General features: G+C 61.9%; 16 protein-coding genes. 10 read left to right on the top strand and 6 right to left on the bottom strand.

The features are described from left to right. Window positions 1-73: 73 nt before the first annotated feature. Together OKW45_RS25035 and OKW45_RS25030 are read right to left on the bottom strand one after the other, a co-directional pair. A complete protein-coding gene (locus tag OKW45_RS25035; RefSeq protein ID WP_429471743.1) occupies window positions 74-883 on the bottom strand; it encodes a MoaF C-terminal domain-containing protein in 810 nt (269 codons plus the stop codon). A gap of 317 nt (window positions 884-1200) precedes the next feature. Then, complete coding sequence (locus OKW45_RS25030) at window positions 1201-2172, bottom strand: helix-turn-helix domain-containing protein (RefSeq protein ID WP_429471741.1); 972 nt, start codon at window positions 2170-2172, stop codon at window positions 1201-1203. Between the two features lie 176 nt (window positions 2173-2348). Between OKW45_RS25030 and OKW45_RS25025 the strand changes: the two genes are divergently transcribed. From OKW45_RS25025 to OKW45_RS25010, 4 genes are all read left to right on the top strand, one after another. Continuing rightward, window positions 2349-2882 carry a 2,4'-dihydroxyacetophenone dioxygenase family protein gene (locus tag OKW45_RS25025; protein WP_018418441.1) on the top strand — a complete coding sequence of 178 codons (534 nt, stop codon included), beginning with the start codon at window positions 2349-2351 and terminating at the stop codon, window positions 2880-2882. Between the two features lie 18 nt (window positions 2883-2900). After that, the gene (locus tag OKW45_RS25020) at window positions 2901-4205 is read left to right on the top strand and encodes an MFS transporter (protein WP_429471739.1); all 1305 of its coding nucleotides are present in this window, start codon (window positions 2901-2903) and stop codon (window positions 4203-4205) included. Window position 4206: 1 nt separating this feature from the next. After that, on the top strand, window positions 4207-5328 hold the full coding sequence (locus OKW45_RS25015) for a 2,3-butanediol dehydrogenase (protein WP_429471737.1): 1122 nt from the start codon (window positions 4207-4209) through the stop codon (window positions 5326-5328). Window positions 5329-5460: 132 nt separating this feature from the next. Continuing rightward, on the top strand, window positions 5461-5616 hold the full coding sequence (locus OKW45_RS25010; RefSeq protein WP_018418438.1) for a hypothetical protein: 156 nt from the start codon (window positions 5461-5463) through the stop codon (window positions 5614-5616). Here OKW45_RS25010 and OKW45_RS25005 read toward each other — a convergent pair. After that, window positions 5613-5741 carry a hypothetical protein gene (locus OKW45_RS25005; protein WP_429471735.1) on the bottom strand — a complete coding sequence of 43 codons (129 nt, stop codon included), beginning with the start codon at window positions 5739-5741 and terminating at the stop codon, window positions 5613-5615. The two genes, OKW45_RS25010 and OKW45_RS25005, sit on opposite strands and share 4 nt — an antisense overlap. Window positions 5742-6030: 289 nt before the next feature. Here OKW45_RS25005 and OKW45_RS25000 point away from each other — a divergent pair, with 289 nt between their 5' ends. The 3 genes from OKW45_RS25000 (at window position 6031) to OKW45_RS24990 (ending at window position 9257) form a co-directional block, all read left to right on the top strand. Further along, the gene (locus OKW45_RS25000) at window positions 6031-7122 is read left to right on the top strand and encodes a porin (protein ID WP_018418436.1); all 1092 of its coding nucleotides are present in this window, start codon (window positions 6031-6033) and stop codon (window positions 7120-7122) included. Window positions 7123-7332: 210 nt separating this feature from the next. Continuing rightward, a complete protein-coding gene (locus OKW45_RS24995; RefSeq protein WP_429471733.1) occupies window positions 7333-7701 on the top strand; it encodes a hypothetical protein in 369 nt (122 codons plus the stop codon). Window positions 7702-7955: 254 nt separating this feature from the next. Next, window positions 7956-9257: an NAD(P)/FAD-dependent oxidoreductase gene (locus tag OKW45_RS24990; protein WP_429471731.1), complete on the top strand. Its 1302-nt coding sequence runs from the start codon at window positions 7956-7958 to the stop codon at window positions 9255-9257. 869 nt (window positions 9258-10126) lie between these two features. Here OKW45_RS24990 and OKW45_RS24985 read toward each other — a convergent pair. From OKW45_RS24985 to OKW45_RS24975, 3 genes are all read right to left on the bottom strand, one after another. Then, entirely contained in the window at window positions 10127-10441 is a 315-nt protein-coding gene (locus OKW45_RS24985; protein WP_018418431.1) for a LysR family protein, read from the bottom strand. A gap of 177 nt (window positions 10442-10618) precedes the next feature. Then, window positions 10619-10948: a LysR family transcriptional regulator gene (locus tag OKW45_RS24980; protein WP_026225459.1), complete on the bottom strand. Its 330-nt coding sequence runs from the start codon at window positions 10946-10948 to the stop codon at window positions 10619-10621. A gap of 249 nt (window positions 10949-11197) precedes the next feature. Continuing rightward, window positions 11198-12091 (bottom strand): NAD-dependent epimerase/dehydratase family protein, encoded by an 894-nt coding sequence (locus OKW45_RS24975; RefSeq protein WP_018418430.1) that lies wholly within the window; start codon window positions 12089-12091, stop codon window positions 11198-11200. A 208-nt stretch (window positions 12092-12299) separates the two neighbouring features. Between OKW45_RS24975 and OKW45_RS24970 the strand changes: the two genes are divergently transcribed. The 3 genes from OKW45_RS24970 to OKW45_RS24960 are packed head-to-tail and all read left to right on the top strand — an operon-like array spanning window position 12300 to window position 15814. Beyond that, window positions 12300-13301 (top strand): ABC transporter permease, encoded by a 1002-nt coding sequence (locus OKW45_RS24970; protein WP_018418429.1) that lies wholly within the window; start codon window positions 12300-12302, stop codon window positions 13299-13301. Window positions 13302-13347: 46 nt separating this feature from the next. After that, on the top strand, window positions 13348-14283 hold the full coding sequence (locus tag OKW45_RS24965; RefSeq protein WP_018418428.1) for a sugar-binding protein: 936 nt from the start codon (window positions 13348-13350) through the stop codon (window positions 14281-14283). 28 nt (window positions 14284-14311) lie between these two features. Further along, complete coding sequence (locus tag OKW45_RS24960) at window positions 14312-15814, top strand: sugar ABC transporter ATP-binding protein (protein ID WP_429471729.1); 1503 nt, start codon at window positions 14312-14314, stop codon at window positions 15812-15814. Window positions 15815-15821 lie beyond the last annotated feature (7 nt).

Genomic DNA, 15821 nt, shown 5'->3' with positions numbered 1-15821 from the left:
GCGGCGGCTGGTCGAACGTATGGCGAGCGGGAAAGATGTCGGGACGCGACGCTTTGCGATCGCGCGGCCCCGCTTATTCAGGATGCGTCGTTACGTTGAGCACCTGGGCGAATGCACCGACGGGAAAATTCGACAGGGAATCGAAATGACCGCTCTCGTAACCAAAGACCTTGCCGTCGGTCTTCATCTGTTCCAGATCGATCAGCAGAACGCCGAGTGTTGGAATGATTTTTTCGCACCAGACGAACAGATATAGCTTGTCGGCTATGCCGACCGTATGGCAGCGATCGACATCCGCCAGACCGGACTTCGCTCCGGACAGGCAGTGCCATGCATAGAAATCCGCGTTCAGATAGATATGCTCGTAGCGCTCGGTCTTGCTGTACGTGTACAGGTTACGCATGCCGACGAGTTCAACGGTCGGCCGATGCAGCGGTGCGTCCCGGTTCGCGCCTTTGACCTCGATTCGGCCGTGTCGAATCCGCACATCCACGCCGGTGAGCGGCAAGCCTCGTTCGACGCGCGTGAATGCAGCGACGCGCGTTTGGTCTTCGTCGGGCAGACGCCCGGTGACGACGGTGCAAAGCCCCAGTCGCAGATCGGCGACGACGCTAGTCGTCGAAGGGCACCCGCCGTCCCCGCCCCCAACGTAGTCAATCAGAAAGATGCCGTCGCGCAGCGAAGTCACGCGGCAAGCGTGCGCACCGGATCTCGAGCGGACACGGCCGTCCGCATCGAAAATCAGCGTTTCGTGGGTGCCGTCGTCGAACCCCAGAGCCAGCGTACGGCCTTCGAGGTCCGCCCGTGGGGCAAGGCTGTGACTGTTGGGCGCGAAACTCTCGGCAAGCGCGCCCACCTGAATGAACGGAGGTTGGGAAGACATCAAATGAACTCCTCTTATCGTCTAACGAATGCATCCTTGCGTTGCGCGCTCCGATGCGGCCATTCGAAGACAATATCGAGCGTCGCCTCACGGCGGTATCAACCGGAAGGATGACAACGCTGGACATATCCGGAGCGCGTTTCCTTTAGCCGCGCGAACTGCGCGTCGACCGCCTGTTACCTGCTTCACCGGTCGCGGGCGAGGGCCGTCGCTGTTCGTTGCGCGCCTTGGTCTAAGTACGAGTTCAGCTGGAATTGCGAAGCGCTGACGTACCAATCTGAACACTTGACGAGTCGGTGCAGTACGGCGACCGATGGTCAGAAGCGTGCCGCCTCACGCAGCACGACCGGCGCCGCGCCGTATCGTTCGCGGATCGCGCGGCTGAAATGCGCCTGGCTCGAAAACCCCCAGCGGAACGCGATTTCGCCGACGGTTGCCTTGCGCAGGCGTGGGTCCACGAGCTCCCGGTACGCCCGCGAAACGCGCTCCTCCCAGATATGCTGCATGATCGATTCCCCGTCGGCAGCGAAGAGCCGGCCCAGATGCCGCAGCGACAATCCGACCGCATCGGCCACGGCCTGCGGTGTGAGCCCGGGTTCAGCCAGACGGGTCGCGATGTACTGCTTTGCCGTCAGCAGGTACGACAGCGAGGCGCGCGACGTACTCGCGCCATGCAGTTCCACTTCGATGATTGATGCGAGCAGTGTGCGCGCGTACTGGCAGAACCGCGCGACTTCGGAGTCCACCGGATTACCCATAAAACGCTCGACGGTTGCATGCAGTGTCTTGCCGAGCATCGCGCCGCTGCCAGCACGCGGTGCGATCTTCAGCGGCAGTTGGTCCAGGCCCGACTCCAACCGGTTGTCGAGCGTCGCGATTGGCACGTCGATCAGCAACTGCCGCATTGGCGTTAGGAATCCGAACAGGTACGGAATACGCGTGTCGTAGACGACGATGTCGCCAGCCTCCGCGAGCAGGCACCGGTCGCGCTGGATGAAATACGCGCGACCCTGAAGAAGCTGGCAAGCAAACACCGATTCCTTCGGCATCTGGCGCACCAGCGCCGGGTTGCGCTCGATCACGTGGTCCTGTCCCCTGATATCGGCGATGCCGAGGCCCGGCATTGCGATGCCGGTCTTTTCGACCTCTAAACCGCCAGGCGACAAAGAGGAGCAGCGCAGGCCGACCAGTGTGGTTGAGCATAGTGCCTCCCAGTACGCCATCCGCTCGCACGCCGGTACGTCGGCCGTCGAACCTTGCGTACACAAAAAAACGGTGGAACTGACCATGTTGCCTCCTGCTGGCGCCTGTCGCACCGAGCGGCATGATTTAGGAATGGTTCACGCAGCGATTTGTGCGCCGCAATGTCTCGCTCGAGCAAGCAATTCGTCCATCGCGGTCAAGAGCGGCGAGCACGATCTGGATAAAGTCGACCCCACGACACCAATCTATAAGGAGACATACCGTGGTCGACAAAGCCATATCCGAATTCTGGCAAAACATCCCGGCGATTGCCAATCCGTTCAAGCCCGATGCACTGCCGGAAGCCTACATCCAGAACGCAGCCACCGAAGACGAGCGCTATTACGTTCCGTTTACCGAAACGGTTTCGTCGCGTCCGCTGTGGATCTCGCCGTCCCAGAACAAGTGGTGCGACATTCTGGTGGCGAAGGAGGCCGGGCTCGTGAACCGGCACTATCACCCGCACGAGGTGTTCGCATACACGCTGTCCGGCAAATGGGGCTACCTGGAGCACGAATGGACGGCGACGCGCGGCGATTTCGTGTACGAGACGCCGGGCGAAGGCCACACGCTCGTTGCGTTCGACCACCCGGAACCGATGCGCGCGTTCTTCATCGTCACGGGGCCGCTGATCTGGCTCGACGACGAAGGCAACCCCGACGGCTACTTCGACGTGCATTCGTACATCGCGATGTGCAAGGCGCATTACGAGAAGGTCGGCCTCGGCGCGCAAGCGATCGAGAAGCTGTTCCGCTGACGCGCGAGGAGGCCGGCCATGACATCCCACTCTTCCCCCAAACACGCATGGTCGTACGAGAACAGGCTGCTGCTGATCCTGTTCATGACGTTCGGCTTTGTCTTCTTCGACCGCCTCGCGCTGTCGTTCCTGTTCCCGTTCATGTCGGCCGAACTGCACCTGACGAACACGCAGCTCGGCATGGTGTCGTCCGCGCTCGCGCTCACGTGGGCGCTGTCGGGCGCCGCGGCAGGCGCGTGGTCCGACGCGCGCGGCACGCGCAAACCGCTGCTGATCGCGGCCGTGCTCGGTTTTTCCGTATGCTCGGCGCTGTCGGGGCTCGTCGGCGGCTTCGCGAGCCTGATCGCGTTTCGCGCGCTGATGGGCATCGCCGAAGGCCCGGTGCTGCCGCTGTCGCAATCGCTGATGGTCGAGAGTTCGACGCCGAGCCGCCGCGGGCTGAACATGGGCCTGCTGCAAGGCTCGGCCGCCGGCCTGCTCGGCGCGATGATCGGCCCGCCGGTCGTGATCGGCATCGCGACCGCGTACGGCTGGCGCGAGGCGTTCTACGTATCGTGCATCCCGGGCTTCCTGATCGCGTTCTGCCTCTGGCGCTGGGTGCGCGAAGTACCGACCGGCGGCGTGCGGCACGCGCAGGCCGACGGCGCTGCAGAGCATCCGGCAGGCGGCGCGGCCGTCAGCCGCTGGGCGCTGCTGAAGGAACGCAACATCCTGCTCTGCATGCTGATCAGCTGCTGCTTCCTAACGTGGTTCGTCGTGGTCATCTCTTTCGCGCCGACCTTCCTGGTCAGCAACCGCCACCTGTCCGCGTCCGACATGGGCTTTGTGATGACCTGCCTCGGTGCCGCGTGGGTGTTCTGGGGCTTTGCAGTGCCGGCGATCTCCGACCGCATTGGCCGCAAGCCGACGATGATCGTGTTCGCGCTGATCGCCGCCGTCTGTCCGATCGTGATGATCCAAGTCGATTCGGTGTGGGCGCTCGGCGCGCTGGTGTTCGCCACGTACACGGGCCTCGGCTGCTTCACGCTGTTCATGGCCACGATCCCGGCCGAGACCGTCCCGCCTCGCGCGATCGCCAGCGCGCTCGGGCTGATCATGGGCGCAGGCGAACTGATCGGCGGCTTCGTCGCGCCGACCGTCGCGGGCTTCGCGGCCGACCAGTACGGCCTGCAGTTCGCGATGTGGACATCGGCGGCCGGCGCGATCCTCGCGTGCGTACTGTCGTTCGGTGTCGTCGAAACCGCGCCCGCTGTGCTGCGCAAGCGCGCGCTCGTCGGCGCCGCCGCGAGCCATCTCAATACGCAGAAAGTCGGAGGACGATGACATGCGTGCACTTCAATGGCACGGCCCGCGCGATGTCCGTCTCGTGCAAATCGACACGCCGCTCGTCGGCCCGGGTGACGTTCGCATCGCGGTCGCCTATTGCGGGATCTGCGGCAGCGACCTGCACGAATATGAGGACGGCCCGCATGCGATTCCCGTAGACACGCCGCATCCCCTGTCCGGCCGCAACGCGCCGCTGACGCTCGGTCACGAGTTCTGCGGCACCGTCGTTGAGGTTGGCGCGGGCGTCACGACGCTGACCACGGGCGACCGCGTCGCGGTCGAGCCGGAGTATCGCTGTCACCAGTGCGCGTACTGCCGCTCCGGATCGTACAACCTGTGCGTGTCGATGGGGTTCGCCGGGCTGATGGGCGACGGCGGGATGGCCGACTTCGCGGTCGTGCCAGCGTACATGTTGCACCGCCTGCCCGACGGCGTGAGTCTCGAACAGGCAGCAGTGACCGAGCCGGCCGCTGTAGCGCTGCATGCGCTGCGGCGCGGTGAACTCCGGCTCGGCGAGACCTGCGCGGTGTTCGGGCTCGGGCCGATCGGCTTGTTGCTGATCATGCTCGCGAAGCTGCAGGGCGCGACGACGATCGTGGCGATCGACGTGTCGCCTGAGCGGCTCGCCGCGGCCGCGCGCTTCGGCGCGACGCACACCTTCGATACACGCACGCTCGACGGGCCAGCACTGCGCGCCGCGATTCGCGCCGCTACAGGGGGGCTCGGCGTCGATGCGAGTTTCGAAGCGGCTGGCCTGCCGGCCACGTTCGAAGCGGCCATGCAGGCGCTGCGCAAGGGCGGTCGCCTCGTGATGGTCGGTCTCATGCCGCACGCCGGCTTCGACGCATTCCGCGCGGTCAACGATGAGCTGACCTTGACGGCAAGCGTCGGTTATCGGCACGCGTACGAAGACCTGCTGCGCATCGTCGCGTCGGGCGCGCTCGATCTCACGTCGATCGTCACACGCATCGTGTCGCTCGAGGCTGCGGTGGCCGACGGTTTCGACGCACTGCTCGCGGATCGCACGCAGATCAAGATTCTGATTTCCCCCGCGCACCTGACTGTCCATCGCGCACAGATCAGCGCGAGTATCAAGCATGAGTCGTCGGTGGACGTCTGAAGGAAGAACGGTCGTCGTGACGCGGCGCGTCTGGCATCTGCGCGCGCCCGACCCGCGCTTGGCGGAAAGCGGGTGCATCGGTCGTCGCGCTGAGGCTCGACGTTTGCCGGCAGCGACACACTGAAGCGCGCGATGGCCCCGCCGACGAAGCTCGACATCCTGGTCAACGAAATCGGCGTCGGCCCACAAGGCAGCCGTATCGTCAATGTGGCGTCGACGTGCATCGGCAGCAGGGACCGGCCCGCGTGCGGCGCGAGTAACGGCAAGATCGCGCAGTTCGCGCGCTAGCTCGCGCATACGTGGGCCGACCCCGGCATCTGCGTGAGCACCGTCGCGGCCTGCTCGATCGACACGCCGTTCAGCAGCGGCCTGATGGCCGACGCGCAGGCGTCGCGGCAGATCCTCGATTGCACGCAGCTCCGGTGCAGCGCACGGGCGGCTGCTGAACGGCGCTTCGGTCATGGCCGGGCAGGGCAGTCGTGCCGGTGGACGGCACACATTCGACGGTCTGGCACCCAGGCGGGAGAGGGTCGAGGGGTCTCAGTGTCGGCGGACATGCGGTACGCGGATGCCCCGGCGCGCCCGCGACTTTCATCGGTTTGGGCTGGATCGAAACAGGCTCATCCGGATTTTAATAAAGAAAATCAGTAGTCCAATCAAAATATCCGATCCGATCGGAAACATGTGAGGAGCACATTAGAGATGACGAAAAAGACCTTTCTGGCAATTGCGGTGTACGCGATCCCGGTCGCATCGTTCGCCCAGAGCAGCGTGACGATGTTCGGGCTAATGGACGTCGGGCTGAGTTATGTGAGCAATCAAGGCGGCCACGGCAACGCCAAGTTCGACGACAACGTCTTTTTTCCGAATCTTCTCGGCTTTGAAGGCAAGGAAGATCTTGGCGGTGGCACGCGGGCGATCTTCAGGCTCGTGAACCAGTATTCGCTCGCTAACGGCTCCATTATGGGCGGCGGCCTGTTCGCGCGCACGGCTTACGTCGGGCTGCAGAACGACCGGTACGGCACGCTGACGCTCGGCAACCAGTACGAGTTCATGGTCGACGCGCTGGCCGCGAGCGGCAACGAAATCGCACAGGACGTCGCCGGCCTGTACGGTTTCCGCAACGGCCCGTTTGGCAAGCTCGCGCTGCCGAACAACCCGACCGGCGCATTCGACTGGGATCGCGTCGCGGGCAGCAACCGCGTCGCCAATTCCATCAAGTACGCGAGCTCGTTGCTGTCGGGCCTGACCGTCGGCGCGCTTTACGGTTTCGGGAATGTCGCAGGCTCGGTCGGCGCGAACAACACGGTCAGCGTCGGCGCGAGCTACGAGAATGGGCCATTCGGTGCGGGCGCAGCGTATACCAACCAGAAATATGGCTCCGCGAACGGCAGCCCCGCCACCAGCATCAGCAACTGGGGCGCGGGCCTACACTACAAGGTCGGCGCGGTCACGGGGAGAGCGATAGTGACGACCGTGCGCAATGCGCAGAACGGGGCGGGCGTCTGGTCGGCGGAAGCCGGCGCGTCGTGGCAACCGTCGCCCGCTTGGGTAATCGGCGCGGTCTACATGTACATGAAGGGTAACGACGCGCTGGACAATGCGCACGCGCACCAGCTCGTGGCCGCCGTCCAGTACTCGCTGTCCAAGCGCACGATGGTGTACGTCGAGGGCGTCCACCAGCGCGCGAGCCGGGGCAGCTATGCGCAGATCAACGGCGTGACGGACCCGAATGGCGCATCGAGCGGCGCGCTGCAGTCGATCGCGCGGATCGGGTTCAGTACGCGGTTCTGACACACAGGCCGGCCATTTTCTGCAGACTTGGCCGATCGACGGCAGACCTGCCGGGTCTACGCGTTGCGAGTCCGGCAGGGGGCGGCGACCGTCGCGCAAACGCCTGCGGCAACACCCGGTCGCGCCGTCACAAGCGAATCATGGCGGCTTTGGTTCCGTGCATGCGTTGATAAACGACGGCCGAGCGATGCGGCGCCCGAGGAAGCGGAAGTGGCATTGCATGCGTCGCGCCGATTTCGCGTTCTGTCAGACGGTGAACCGCAGTGTCGGCTCCGATCTGAAGTGGCGGGCGTTGGTTCCATCGGAACTCTCTGCCGCGCCGGCTTTTTTTTCATTGGAGTAAGCGGCGTCCTCCGGTTGCTGGCTGAGTATCCGCAGCTCATGCTGCTCACGGGTGAGTCGGCGGCGCTCGCCGCGCGTCTGCACATCTCGGACACGCTGCAGATCGCGAATGAACTGGAAATGCTGCGTTACGCGCTGACTGAGGGATATGGCCGGGCGTTTCTTCCGACGCGTTCGCGTGCACATGACGGACGAATGTCGAGTTGGTCGAGACCGAAATCGGCAATCGCGGCTTGACGCATCCGGTCGTAATCCTATGGAACCGGGCGGTACGAAGCGCAGATTGGTCGAGACGCTGCTCGGCTGAGTGTTAGTGGAATCCGCGGAAACCCTGCTTTACGCCGGTGACTCATCGCATTGCCAATTTGTGCTCACCGTCAAAAATGTGCGCCAGGAGAATCAGTTTTCCGCAAACAGGGCGACGGCGCACCCGCTACTGGCCGTGGCGATGCTTTGCAAAGCACGGGATGCGACGTCAAAGGGACTTCACGATGCACGTAGACGAAACGGCCACCTACTACACGGCCACGAAGAAGTATCAGCTGAGCTTTCCGTCTCTCGAAGACGACGTTCAGGCCGAGGTCGTCATTATCGGCGGCGGCTTTTCAGGGATTCATACTGCGCTCGAACTCGCGGAGCAGGGCGTGACGGATGTCGTCGTACTCGAAGCGCGATATCTCGGCTATGGCGGCACAGGCCGCAATGGCGGACAGGTGATGGCCGGCATCGGTCACGACCTCGATGCGATCCGTCACGACGTAGGCGATGACGGCGTAAAAGCGATTCTCGCGCTCAGCGATCTCGGCCCGCAGATCATGCGCGAGCGCATCCTGAAGTACAACATCGACGCGGATTTTCGGAGTGGCTATGGCTATATGGCCTACAACGCGCGTCAGGCCAAAACCCTGCGCGGTTGGGAGAAGGACTTCAGGTCGCTGGGTTCGCACTACGAGATCCAATACGTCGAAGGCACCGACGTGCGGAAAATTATAGGCTCCGACGTGTATCAGGCCGGATTGCTTCACATGGACGGCGGTCACGTGCATTCGCTGAACCTGCTGCTCGGCGAGGCGAAGGCGGTGTCCGAAATCTACGGCACGCGCATTTTCGAATACAGCCCTGCGCTTGAAATCACGTATGGCGATCGCGTTCGCGTGCGCACCGCCAAGGGCACCGTGACAGCCAGAAAGCTGGTCTGGGCCTGCGACGGCTTCAACAACGGCATCGAGCCGGAACTGCATCGAAGTACGATCAACGTCTATGCTTACAACTCGATGACAGAGCCGCTGAGCGCGGACATGATCCGGCAGATCAGCCCGATCCACGGCGCCTATAGCGACATTCGTCCCGTCATCAACTACTACCGTGTGACCAACGAGAACCGCTTGCTGTTCGGCTCGTCGACGGCGCTCGTCGAGCATATTCCCTCGGACCTGAAGGAATGGAACCGCAAGCTGATGCTCGAAGTGTTTCCATATCTGAAGGACGTGCAGATCGATCTGGCATGGGGCGGCCCGATGGCGTCCACGCGCAATCTTTTCCCGCAGATCGGCACGTTGCAGGATCGGCCCAACGTCTTCTTCGTCCAACGCTATTCGGGCTTCGGCGTCGCGCCTAGCCAGATCATCTGCAAGATTCTCGCGGAAGGCATTCTGGGCGGCTCCGAGCGGTACCGGCTCGTGAGTTCGATCCCGCGCGCGAGCATCGCGGGCAAGGACAAATACCGCGCGCTGCTTGTCACGCTAGGCAAGGTCATGCATCAGACGTCGGGTTACTGGCACGGTCGCCGCTGAGATCAACACATCCACCGCAGTCACATCAATTTCAATGGAGTTCAGACTTATGAGTCTCACAGCAATCGAGCGTGGCATCGCACTTTTGGAACTGGACGCATGGGGTAGTCTCACCGGCCTCGGCGGCGAAATTCTGGAGGGAGGCGATGTTCGGGCTTTCGGGAGGTTCACGCACGGCGCGCCTACCGACGCGATTTCAGCGGGCTATTTTGGTACGTCGAAAGGCTCTGTCGCGATAACGAGCCAGATGCATCGCGCGGCCGCACCAGGGCCGTTTCGATTACGATCTGCACCTACGATTTCGCGCCGAGCCGGAACCTGTGCAACAACGGCTCGGTATATCCGCCAGGTGGGGCCCGCCCTTCGAACGTAAGCGGTCCATTATCGACGTCTATCCAACGGCACTCTGAACGAGCAGGATAGGTGATCGTGCTGCATTCCTCGGCGGACGCCGGAGGCCGGTCGCGTATTTCCTCAACGAGAACGATCAGGTAACGCGCGGCCGGTTGTTGCCCGGCGAGACACAGCGATTCTATACGCCCATGTTCCCTGGGCGAGACCGGTGGATCGAGGTCGGCATGCCTTTCGCGAGTCGTGACGGTGTGGATATCAGGCCGCCTTATAGCCGCGTCGACGTGTATATCGACGCGTCGAGCAGGATCGAGCGAACGGATGCAAAGTACCATTTCTTTGATCGCTTCTAGCTCATCGCGAACCGTGTGCGGTAGTGGTGAAATTGCGGGCTCGCGCTTTCAGCGACTCAGGCAGCAGCCGGCTGAACTATATTCGTTGCGGAATTGGTCGTCAGCGTTTCCCAGAATGCTTCGGCGCTGCTGGGCAAGCGAGCGCGCGTACGGAACAGCGTGATGTCAACGTCGATATCCCATTTCGACCGAGCCCGCGCGCACCAATTCGCCGGACTCGAGTTCCCGACCGACCTGACTCTGCGGCAGCCACGCAAGCCCGCGCCCATCGCGCACCATCGAGTTCAACACGCCCGCAAGCGGCGAAACGAATACGCGCTCGAGCCGATCGGCTACCGGCGAGGTACGCAGCACGTTTTCGACCGCGCGACCAATGGCGGACGTTTCGGCGTACGCCAGATACCGGCAGCGATGCGGCGCCGCGCCGTCCAGCGAATCGAGCGGCCCACTGTCGGCCCCGGGGCGCGACAACGGCAGCAAGCAATCAAAGCCAACGCGATAGATCCGAAACTGTTTCGGTCGAGGCCAATATCGACTGAAGGATGCGTGTGGCACAGCATGAAGTGGCTGGTGCCCTGCAGCATCATCTGCACGCACGCGTTCGCATGGCCGGTATCGAGCCGAAACTTAAGCACTTCCCCGCCTTTTCTGAAGCACTTATCCAGCGAGGGAAAATGTCAACGAGAGGCTGTGTGTCGCAACAAACTTGACCGTACTGGCGAGCCCCTCCGCTGCCGCCCGCAACTCGTCGAGCCCCTGGTAGAGCTGCCGGCCCACCGCCTCGGCTATATCACGGAACCGCTCACCCGCAGGCGTCAGCGCAATCGGTTGCGCATTGCGATCGAGCAACGTGACACCGACCCACTCTTCCAGCATCTTGACGCACCGACGGAACGCCGGCTGCGTCATAAAACGTAGCTCAGCAGTGCGCGAGAAATTGCGCGTGGCCGCCAGCGTCAGGAAATCTTCAAACCACTTCAGTTCCATGGAGAGAAATCAATCGCTCCAGTCGAAGAAAGGCCCACGCCGATGAAGATCAGCGACATACGCAGATGAATCAACCCGGATGCGCCGTTAGAGTACGAGCACGGCGCCAAAGGTTCGCTTACCGACGAGTGGCTAATTCCTGGCCCGGTGCGGTGCCCGGTTTCTGGCGCCACCGACGCGCCCGAATTGGCGCGCGACAACACGCAGCCGCCGCTCGCGGCACGCATGCTGCGCCCTGCGCCGAGCCCTTTACTTCGGAACCTGGTCCCTCCATCGATATTGCTGCTGCCAGCCGAGCAGACGCTTCAGCTTCTCATTGCTCAGCAAGGTCTCGAACTCACCCAACTGTTTTCTGACGGGCACTTCCGGATAAAAGCGTTGCAGCAGCTCCGCCGTCGGCAGATTCGATGAAACGTCGTCGGCCGCCACGTTCATCACTTCAAAGCCCAAGCCGTCCTTTTCGATGCCCAGTCGGCACGCAACGGCGAGATCGCGTCCATCGATGTAGCTCCACGCAATCCGTTTGCGCAGCCCCGGATCCTTGAAGTAGGCCGGGAATTTCTCGTAGTCAACGGGATCCAGCACATTGCCGATGCGGAAACAGTAGATGTCCGCATTCGTGCGCGCGTGGAACGCCTTTGCCGTCACCTCGTTGATGACCTTCGACATCGCGTAGCTATCCATCGGATCGACCGGATATACCTCGTCGAGCGGGAAATACTCAGGGTTTCGGTGACGATGCGCGAACACCACACCATACGTCGTCTCGCTCGACGCCACGATCACCTTCTTGATACCTAGCTTCGACGCAGCATCGAGCACGTTGTACGTCGCCATCACGTTGATGCGGAACACTTCGTTGTCGGTCGTGACGAGAATGCGCGGGATGGCTGCAAAGTGCACGATTGCATCGATGGGCTTCGGCTCCAGATCGGCGTCGAATTCCTTGGGCGTAGTGGTCGACGCCAACGCATTGAATACCTGGCCGGCGTCGGTCAGATCCGTAATCAGCGTGCGGGCAACGGGCTTCGCCATCGGCACCCGGTCGAGGTTGAGCACTTCATAGCCATGCTGCACCAATTCCTCGACGACCCACTTGCCGGCCAGCCCGCTGCCGCCCGTCACTATCACTCGCTTCGTCATGCGTGTTACTCCAGATGAGGGATTAGGTTTCCAGTTGCGGATACATCCTACTGCCCTTCGCCTAACGGTTTCTGTGACGCGCGTCATAGTCGGCTTCACACTCGTCCCCGTGATATCCCCTATACGTTTCTATGACTTCCGTCACAGATTTTACGCTCTCGCTAAATCTATGATTGGCTCTGAGCGAAAACGACACCGGGAGACATCCGTGACCGCCTTTCTGTCCAAACGAGAACCACAGCAAGGTAAAGTACGGCCTCTGCGCACGGTCCGTGCGTGGCTGAAAATTCGTGAACTTAACATCCTGTCCGTACTGCTTCTGGTCGGGATCCTGATCAGCATTTTTTCGCCGTATTTCCTGACCACCAACAATCTGATGGGCGTGTTCCGGTCGTTCTCGTTGATCGCCATCATGTCGATCGGGATGATGCTCGTGATCATCACGGGCGGCATCGACCTGTCGGTGGGTTCGGTGATGGGCCTTTCGTCCCTGGTTACCGCCCTGGCTTTCCAGCATGGCTTCGGCGCGTGGGCTGCGATTCTCGCCGGCCTGGGCGTGGGACTCGTCGTCGGAAGCTTCAACGGCTTTCTGATCACGCGGATTCAGTTGCCGCCGTTCATCGCCACGCTCGGGACACTGAGCATCGGACGCGGCCTGATGTACATCATCACGAAAGGCGTCCCTGTCACGCCGGAAGTGCCGGACAGCTTCACGTTCATTGGCCAGGGCTATATTGGCTTCGCTCCGTCCCCCGTGATCATCATGCTGCTTCTGACGAGCTGCTTTTCCGTGCTCATGCGCGGCACGCGTTTCGGACGGCACGTCTACGCAACGGGCGGCAACGAAATGGCGGCACGGCTGAGCGGTGTGCGAACCAATCGTGTGAAGTTTTCTGTGTATGCCCTGTCAGGGCTGATCGCCTCGATAGCAGGCGTCATTAGCTTCTCCCGCTTTGTGTCGGCCGAGCCCGCATCCGGCTTCGGTGCTGAGCTCGACGTAATCGCCGCGGCAGCGATCGGCGGAGCTAGCCTGTCGGGAGGCGCGGGCAGTGTCGAAGGCGCGATCATCGGGGCCGCGCTCGCCGGCATCATCACCAATGGCGTGGTGCTCCTCAACATCGACACCTACGCGCAACAGACCATCACTGGCTGCGTGATCCTGATCGCGGTCAGCATCGACATCTGGCGCGTTCGCGGCAAAGGCCGCTAGGCCGCTCCATTTCACCAACTACAAATCATTCATTCAAGGAGACAACATGTTGAAAAAATCGAACCTCGCACTGGCGGGCGGCATTGTGGCAATGTCGATGACGCTCGCATACGCCAAGGACGCGAGGGACATTTCCGTCGCAGTGGTTCCCAAAGTAGCTGTGCCTTTCTTCGACGACTGCAACAACGGCGCAAAGGGAGCAGCCGACAAACTGGGCGTCAAATATCAATGGGTTGTGCCGCAAAACACCCAGGGCGCGACGCAGGTGCAGATTATCGAGAATCTGATTTCAAAGCACGTCGACGGCATTGCAATTTCGGTCAACGAGCCCAAGTCGGTCGAAAGCGTGATGAAGCGCGCAGCGCAAAGCGGCATCAAGGTGCTCACGTACGACTCGGATTCGCCTAAGAGCGGGCGCACGATGTATATCGGCACCAACAATGAATCCGCCGGTGCGACGATGGCCGAAACCATGGCAAAGGCGCTTGGCGGTAACGGTGAAGTGGCGATCGTGACGGGGCAACTGGGCGCAGTGAACCTGAATGAACGAATCAGCGGCATCAAGAAAGGGCTCGCACGCTATCCGGGAATCAAGATCGTCGAGACGCAAGGCACGGATGACGACCTCGCGAAGGGCGTCTTAGTGGTCGAGACGACGTTGCGGGCGCATCCCCAGTTGAACGGCATCTTCGGCGTGAGTCAGGTGGGCGGCCCCGCCACAGCCAAAGTGCTCAACACGAAGGAGTTCGGCGCGATGAAGGGCAAGCTCGAGGTGCTCGCATTCGACGATCTTCCCGACACCCTGAAGGGTCTTCGCGATGGTGCCATTCAGGGCATCATGGTTCAGCGCCCGGTCACGATGGGTAAGCTCGCCGTCGAACACCTCGTCGCACAGATCGATGGCAAGGATGCGCAGCCGAAAGACATCGATACCGGCGTGACGGTTGTGACGAAAGACAACATCGGCAGTTACACGAAGTAGCCTTCGCATGCTGCCAGGGAGGAGGTCCATGACGCCATTTCTAGAGGTGTGCAACATTTCCAAGACGTTTCCCGGCGTCAAGGCGCTGGATCGCGTGAACCTCGAAGTCCGGCGAGGCGAGGTACTCGCGCTCGCCGGAGAAAACGGCGCGGGCAAGAGCACTCTGATGAAGATCCTGACGGGCGTGTATGCGCCCGATCCGGGCGGCAGCATCCTGATCCACGGCAAGGAGACCGCGCTGCGCGATAACAACCACGCGCGCGCGCTCGGCATCGGGATCATCTATCAGGAACTGTCCGTCGTAGAAAATCTGAGCGTCGCAGAGAATATCTTTCTTGCGAAAGAGCCGCTCGGACGGCTGGGTTTGATCGATCGCGCCCGCATGCACAACGGTGCGCGCGAGATCCTGAAGACCATCGACCTAGACCTCGACCCCGCGACCCGCGTGAGCGAATTGAGCGTCGGGCAACAGCAGATGATCGAGATTGCAAAGGCGATTTCCGACCAGTCACAGGTCATCATCATGGATGAACCGACAGCTTCGCTTAGCCATCACGAAACGCGCACGCTGATGGAACTCATCAAGAAGCTGCGCCAGAAAGGCATTTCGATCATCTATATTTCACACCGTCTGGAAGAGGTGCTCGAACTCGCCGATCGCATCACCGTGTTGCGCGACGGGAGCACCGTGGATACGTCACCGGCTGCAAGCGTCACCCGCGAATCGCTGGTCCGCAAGATGGTCGACCGAGAACTGAGCGAGCTCTACGCTCCGCCGATATCGCATGCAACCACCGAACCTGTGCTGCAAGTCCGCAACCTCACGCTGCGCGCTACCAGGTCGGCCGACGCCCGGATCCGCGACGTCAGCTTCACCTTGCATCGCGGCGAGGTGCTGGGAATCGCCGGCCTGGTGGGCTCGGGGCGCACCGAGATCATGGAGATGATCTTCGGAATGCGCCCGTGTACTGGCCAGATCGCCGTCGACGGCAAGCCTGTCTCCATCCGCAATCCGCACGATGCAATCGAGCACGGCATCGGCTTCGTGACCGAGGACCGTAAAGCGCAAGGCCTGGTGCTCGGCATGAGCGTGCGCGAGAACTTTAGCCTCACGCACCTCGCCCGCTATTCGCCGTTCCAGTTTTTGCAGCGGGCAAAGGAAGACGAAAGTTGTCGGCAATTCGTTCGCACACTTGGCGTCAAGACGACGACCATCGAACAGAAAGTCGTGAATCTCAGCGGCGGCAATCAGCAGAAGATCGTCATTGCGAAATGGGTGGCGCTCAATCCGAAAGTCCTGATCGTCGACGAACCCACACGCGGGATCGATATCGGCGCGAAGGCGGAAGTGCATGCGCTGCTGACACGGCTGGCCGCAAGGGGCATCGGCATCATTGTGATCTCGTCGGATCTGCTCGAAGTCCTGGCGGTCAGCGACCGGATCCTCGTGGTGCGCGAGGGACGCCTAAACGGCGAACTGAGTCGCGAAGAAGCAACCGCGGAGCGCGTGATCGCGGCCGCTACTGCTTGAACAACAC

This window comes from Paraburkholderia lebeckiae (genome assembly GCF_050436225.1).
GTDB classification, from domain to species: Bacteria; Pseudomonadota; Gammaproteobacteria; order Burkholderiales; family Burkholderiaceae; genus Paraburkholderia; species Paraburkholderia tuberum.
This window is presented reverse-complemented; position numbering and strand designations above follow the sequence as displayed.

Coding starts and splice junctions, on each gene's coding strand:
- OKW45_RS25010 (WP_018418438.1), top strand. CDS start 5,461: ATGGCCCCGCCGACGAAGCTCGACATCCTGGTCAACGAAATCGGCGTC.
- OKW45_RS24990 (WP_429471731.1), top strand. CDS start 7,956: ATGCACGTAGACGAAACGGCCACCTACTACACGGCCACGAAGAAGTAT.
- OKW45_RS25000 (WP_018418436.1), top strand. CDS start 6,031: ATGACGAAAAAGACCTTTCTGGCAATTGCGGTGTACGCGATCCCGGTC.
- OKW45_RS24975 (WP_018418430.1), bottom strand. CDS start 12,091: ATGACGAAGCGAGTGATAGTGACGGGCGGCAGCGGGCTGGCCGGCAAG.
- OKW45_RS25020 (WP_429471739.1), top strand. CDS start 2,901: ATGACATCCCACTCTTCCCCCAAACACGCATGGTCGTACGAGAACAGG.
- OKW45_RS24980 (WP_026225459.1), bottom strand. CDS start 10,948: ATGGAACTGAAGTGGTTTGAAGATTTCCTGACGCTGGCGGCCACGCGC.
- OKW45_RS25030 (WP_429471741.1), bottom strand. CDS start 2,172: ATGGTCAGTTCCACCGTTTTTTTGTGTACGCAAGGTTCGACGGCCGAC.
- OKW45_RS25035 (WP_429471743.1), bottom strand. CDS start 883: ATGTCTTCCCAACCTCCGTTCATTCAGGTGGGCGCGCTTGCCGAGAGT.
- OKW45_RS25015 (WP_429471737.1), top strand. CDS start 4,207: ATGCGTGCACTTCAATGGCACGGCCCGCGCGATGTCCGTCTCGTGCAA.
- OKW45_RS24965 (WP_018418428.1), top strand. CDS start 13,348: ATGTTGAAAAAATCGAACCTCGCACTGGCGGGCGGCATTGTGGCAATG.
- OKW45_RS24960 (WP_429471729.1), top strand. CDS start 14,312: ATGACGCCATTTCTAGAGGTGTGCAACATTTCCAAGACGTTTCCCGGC.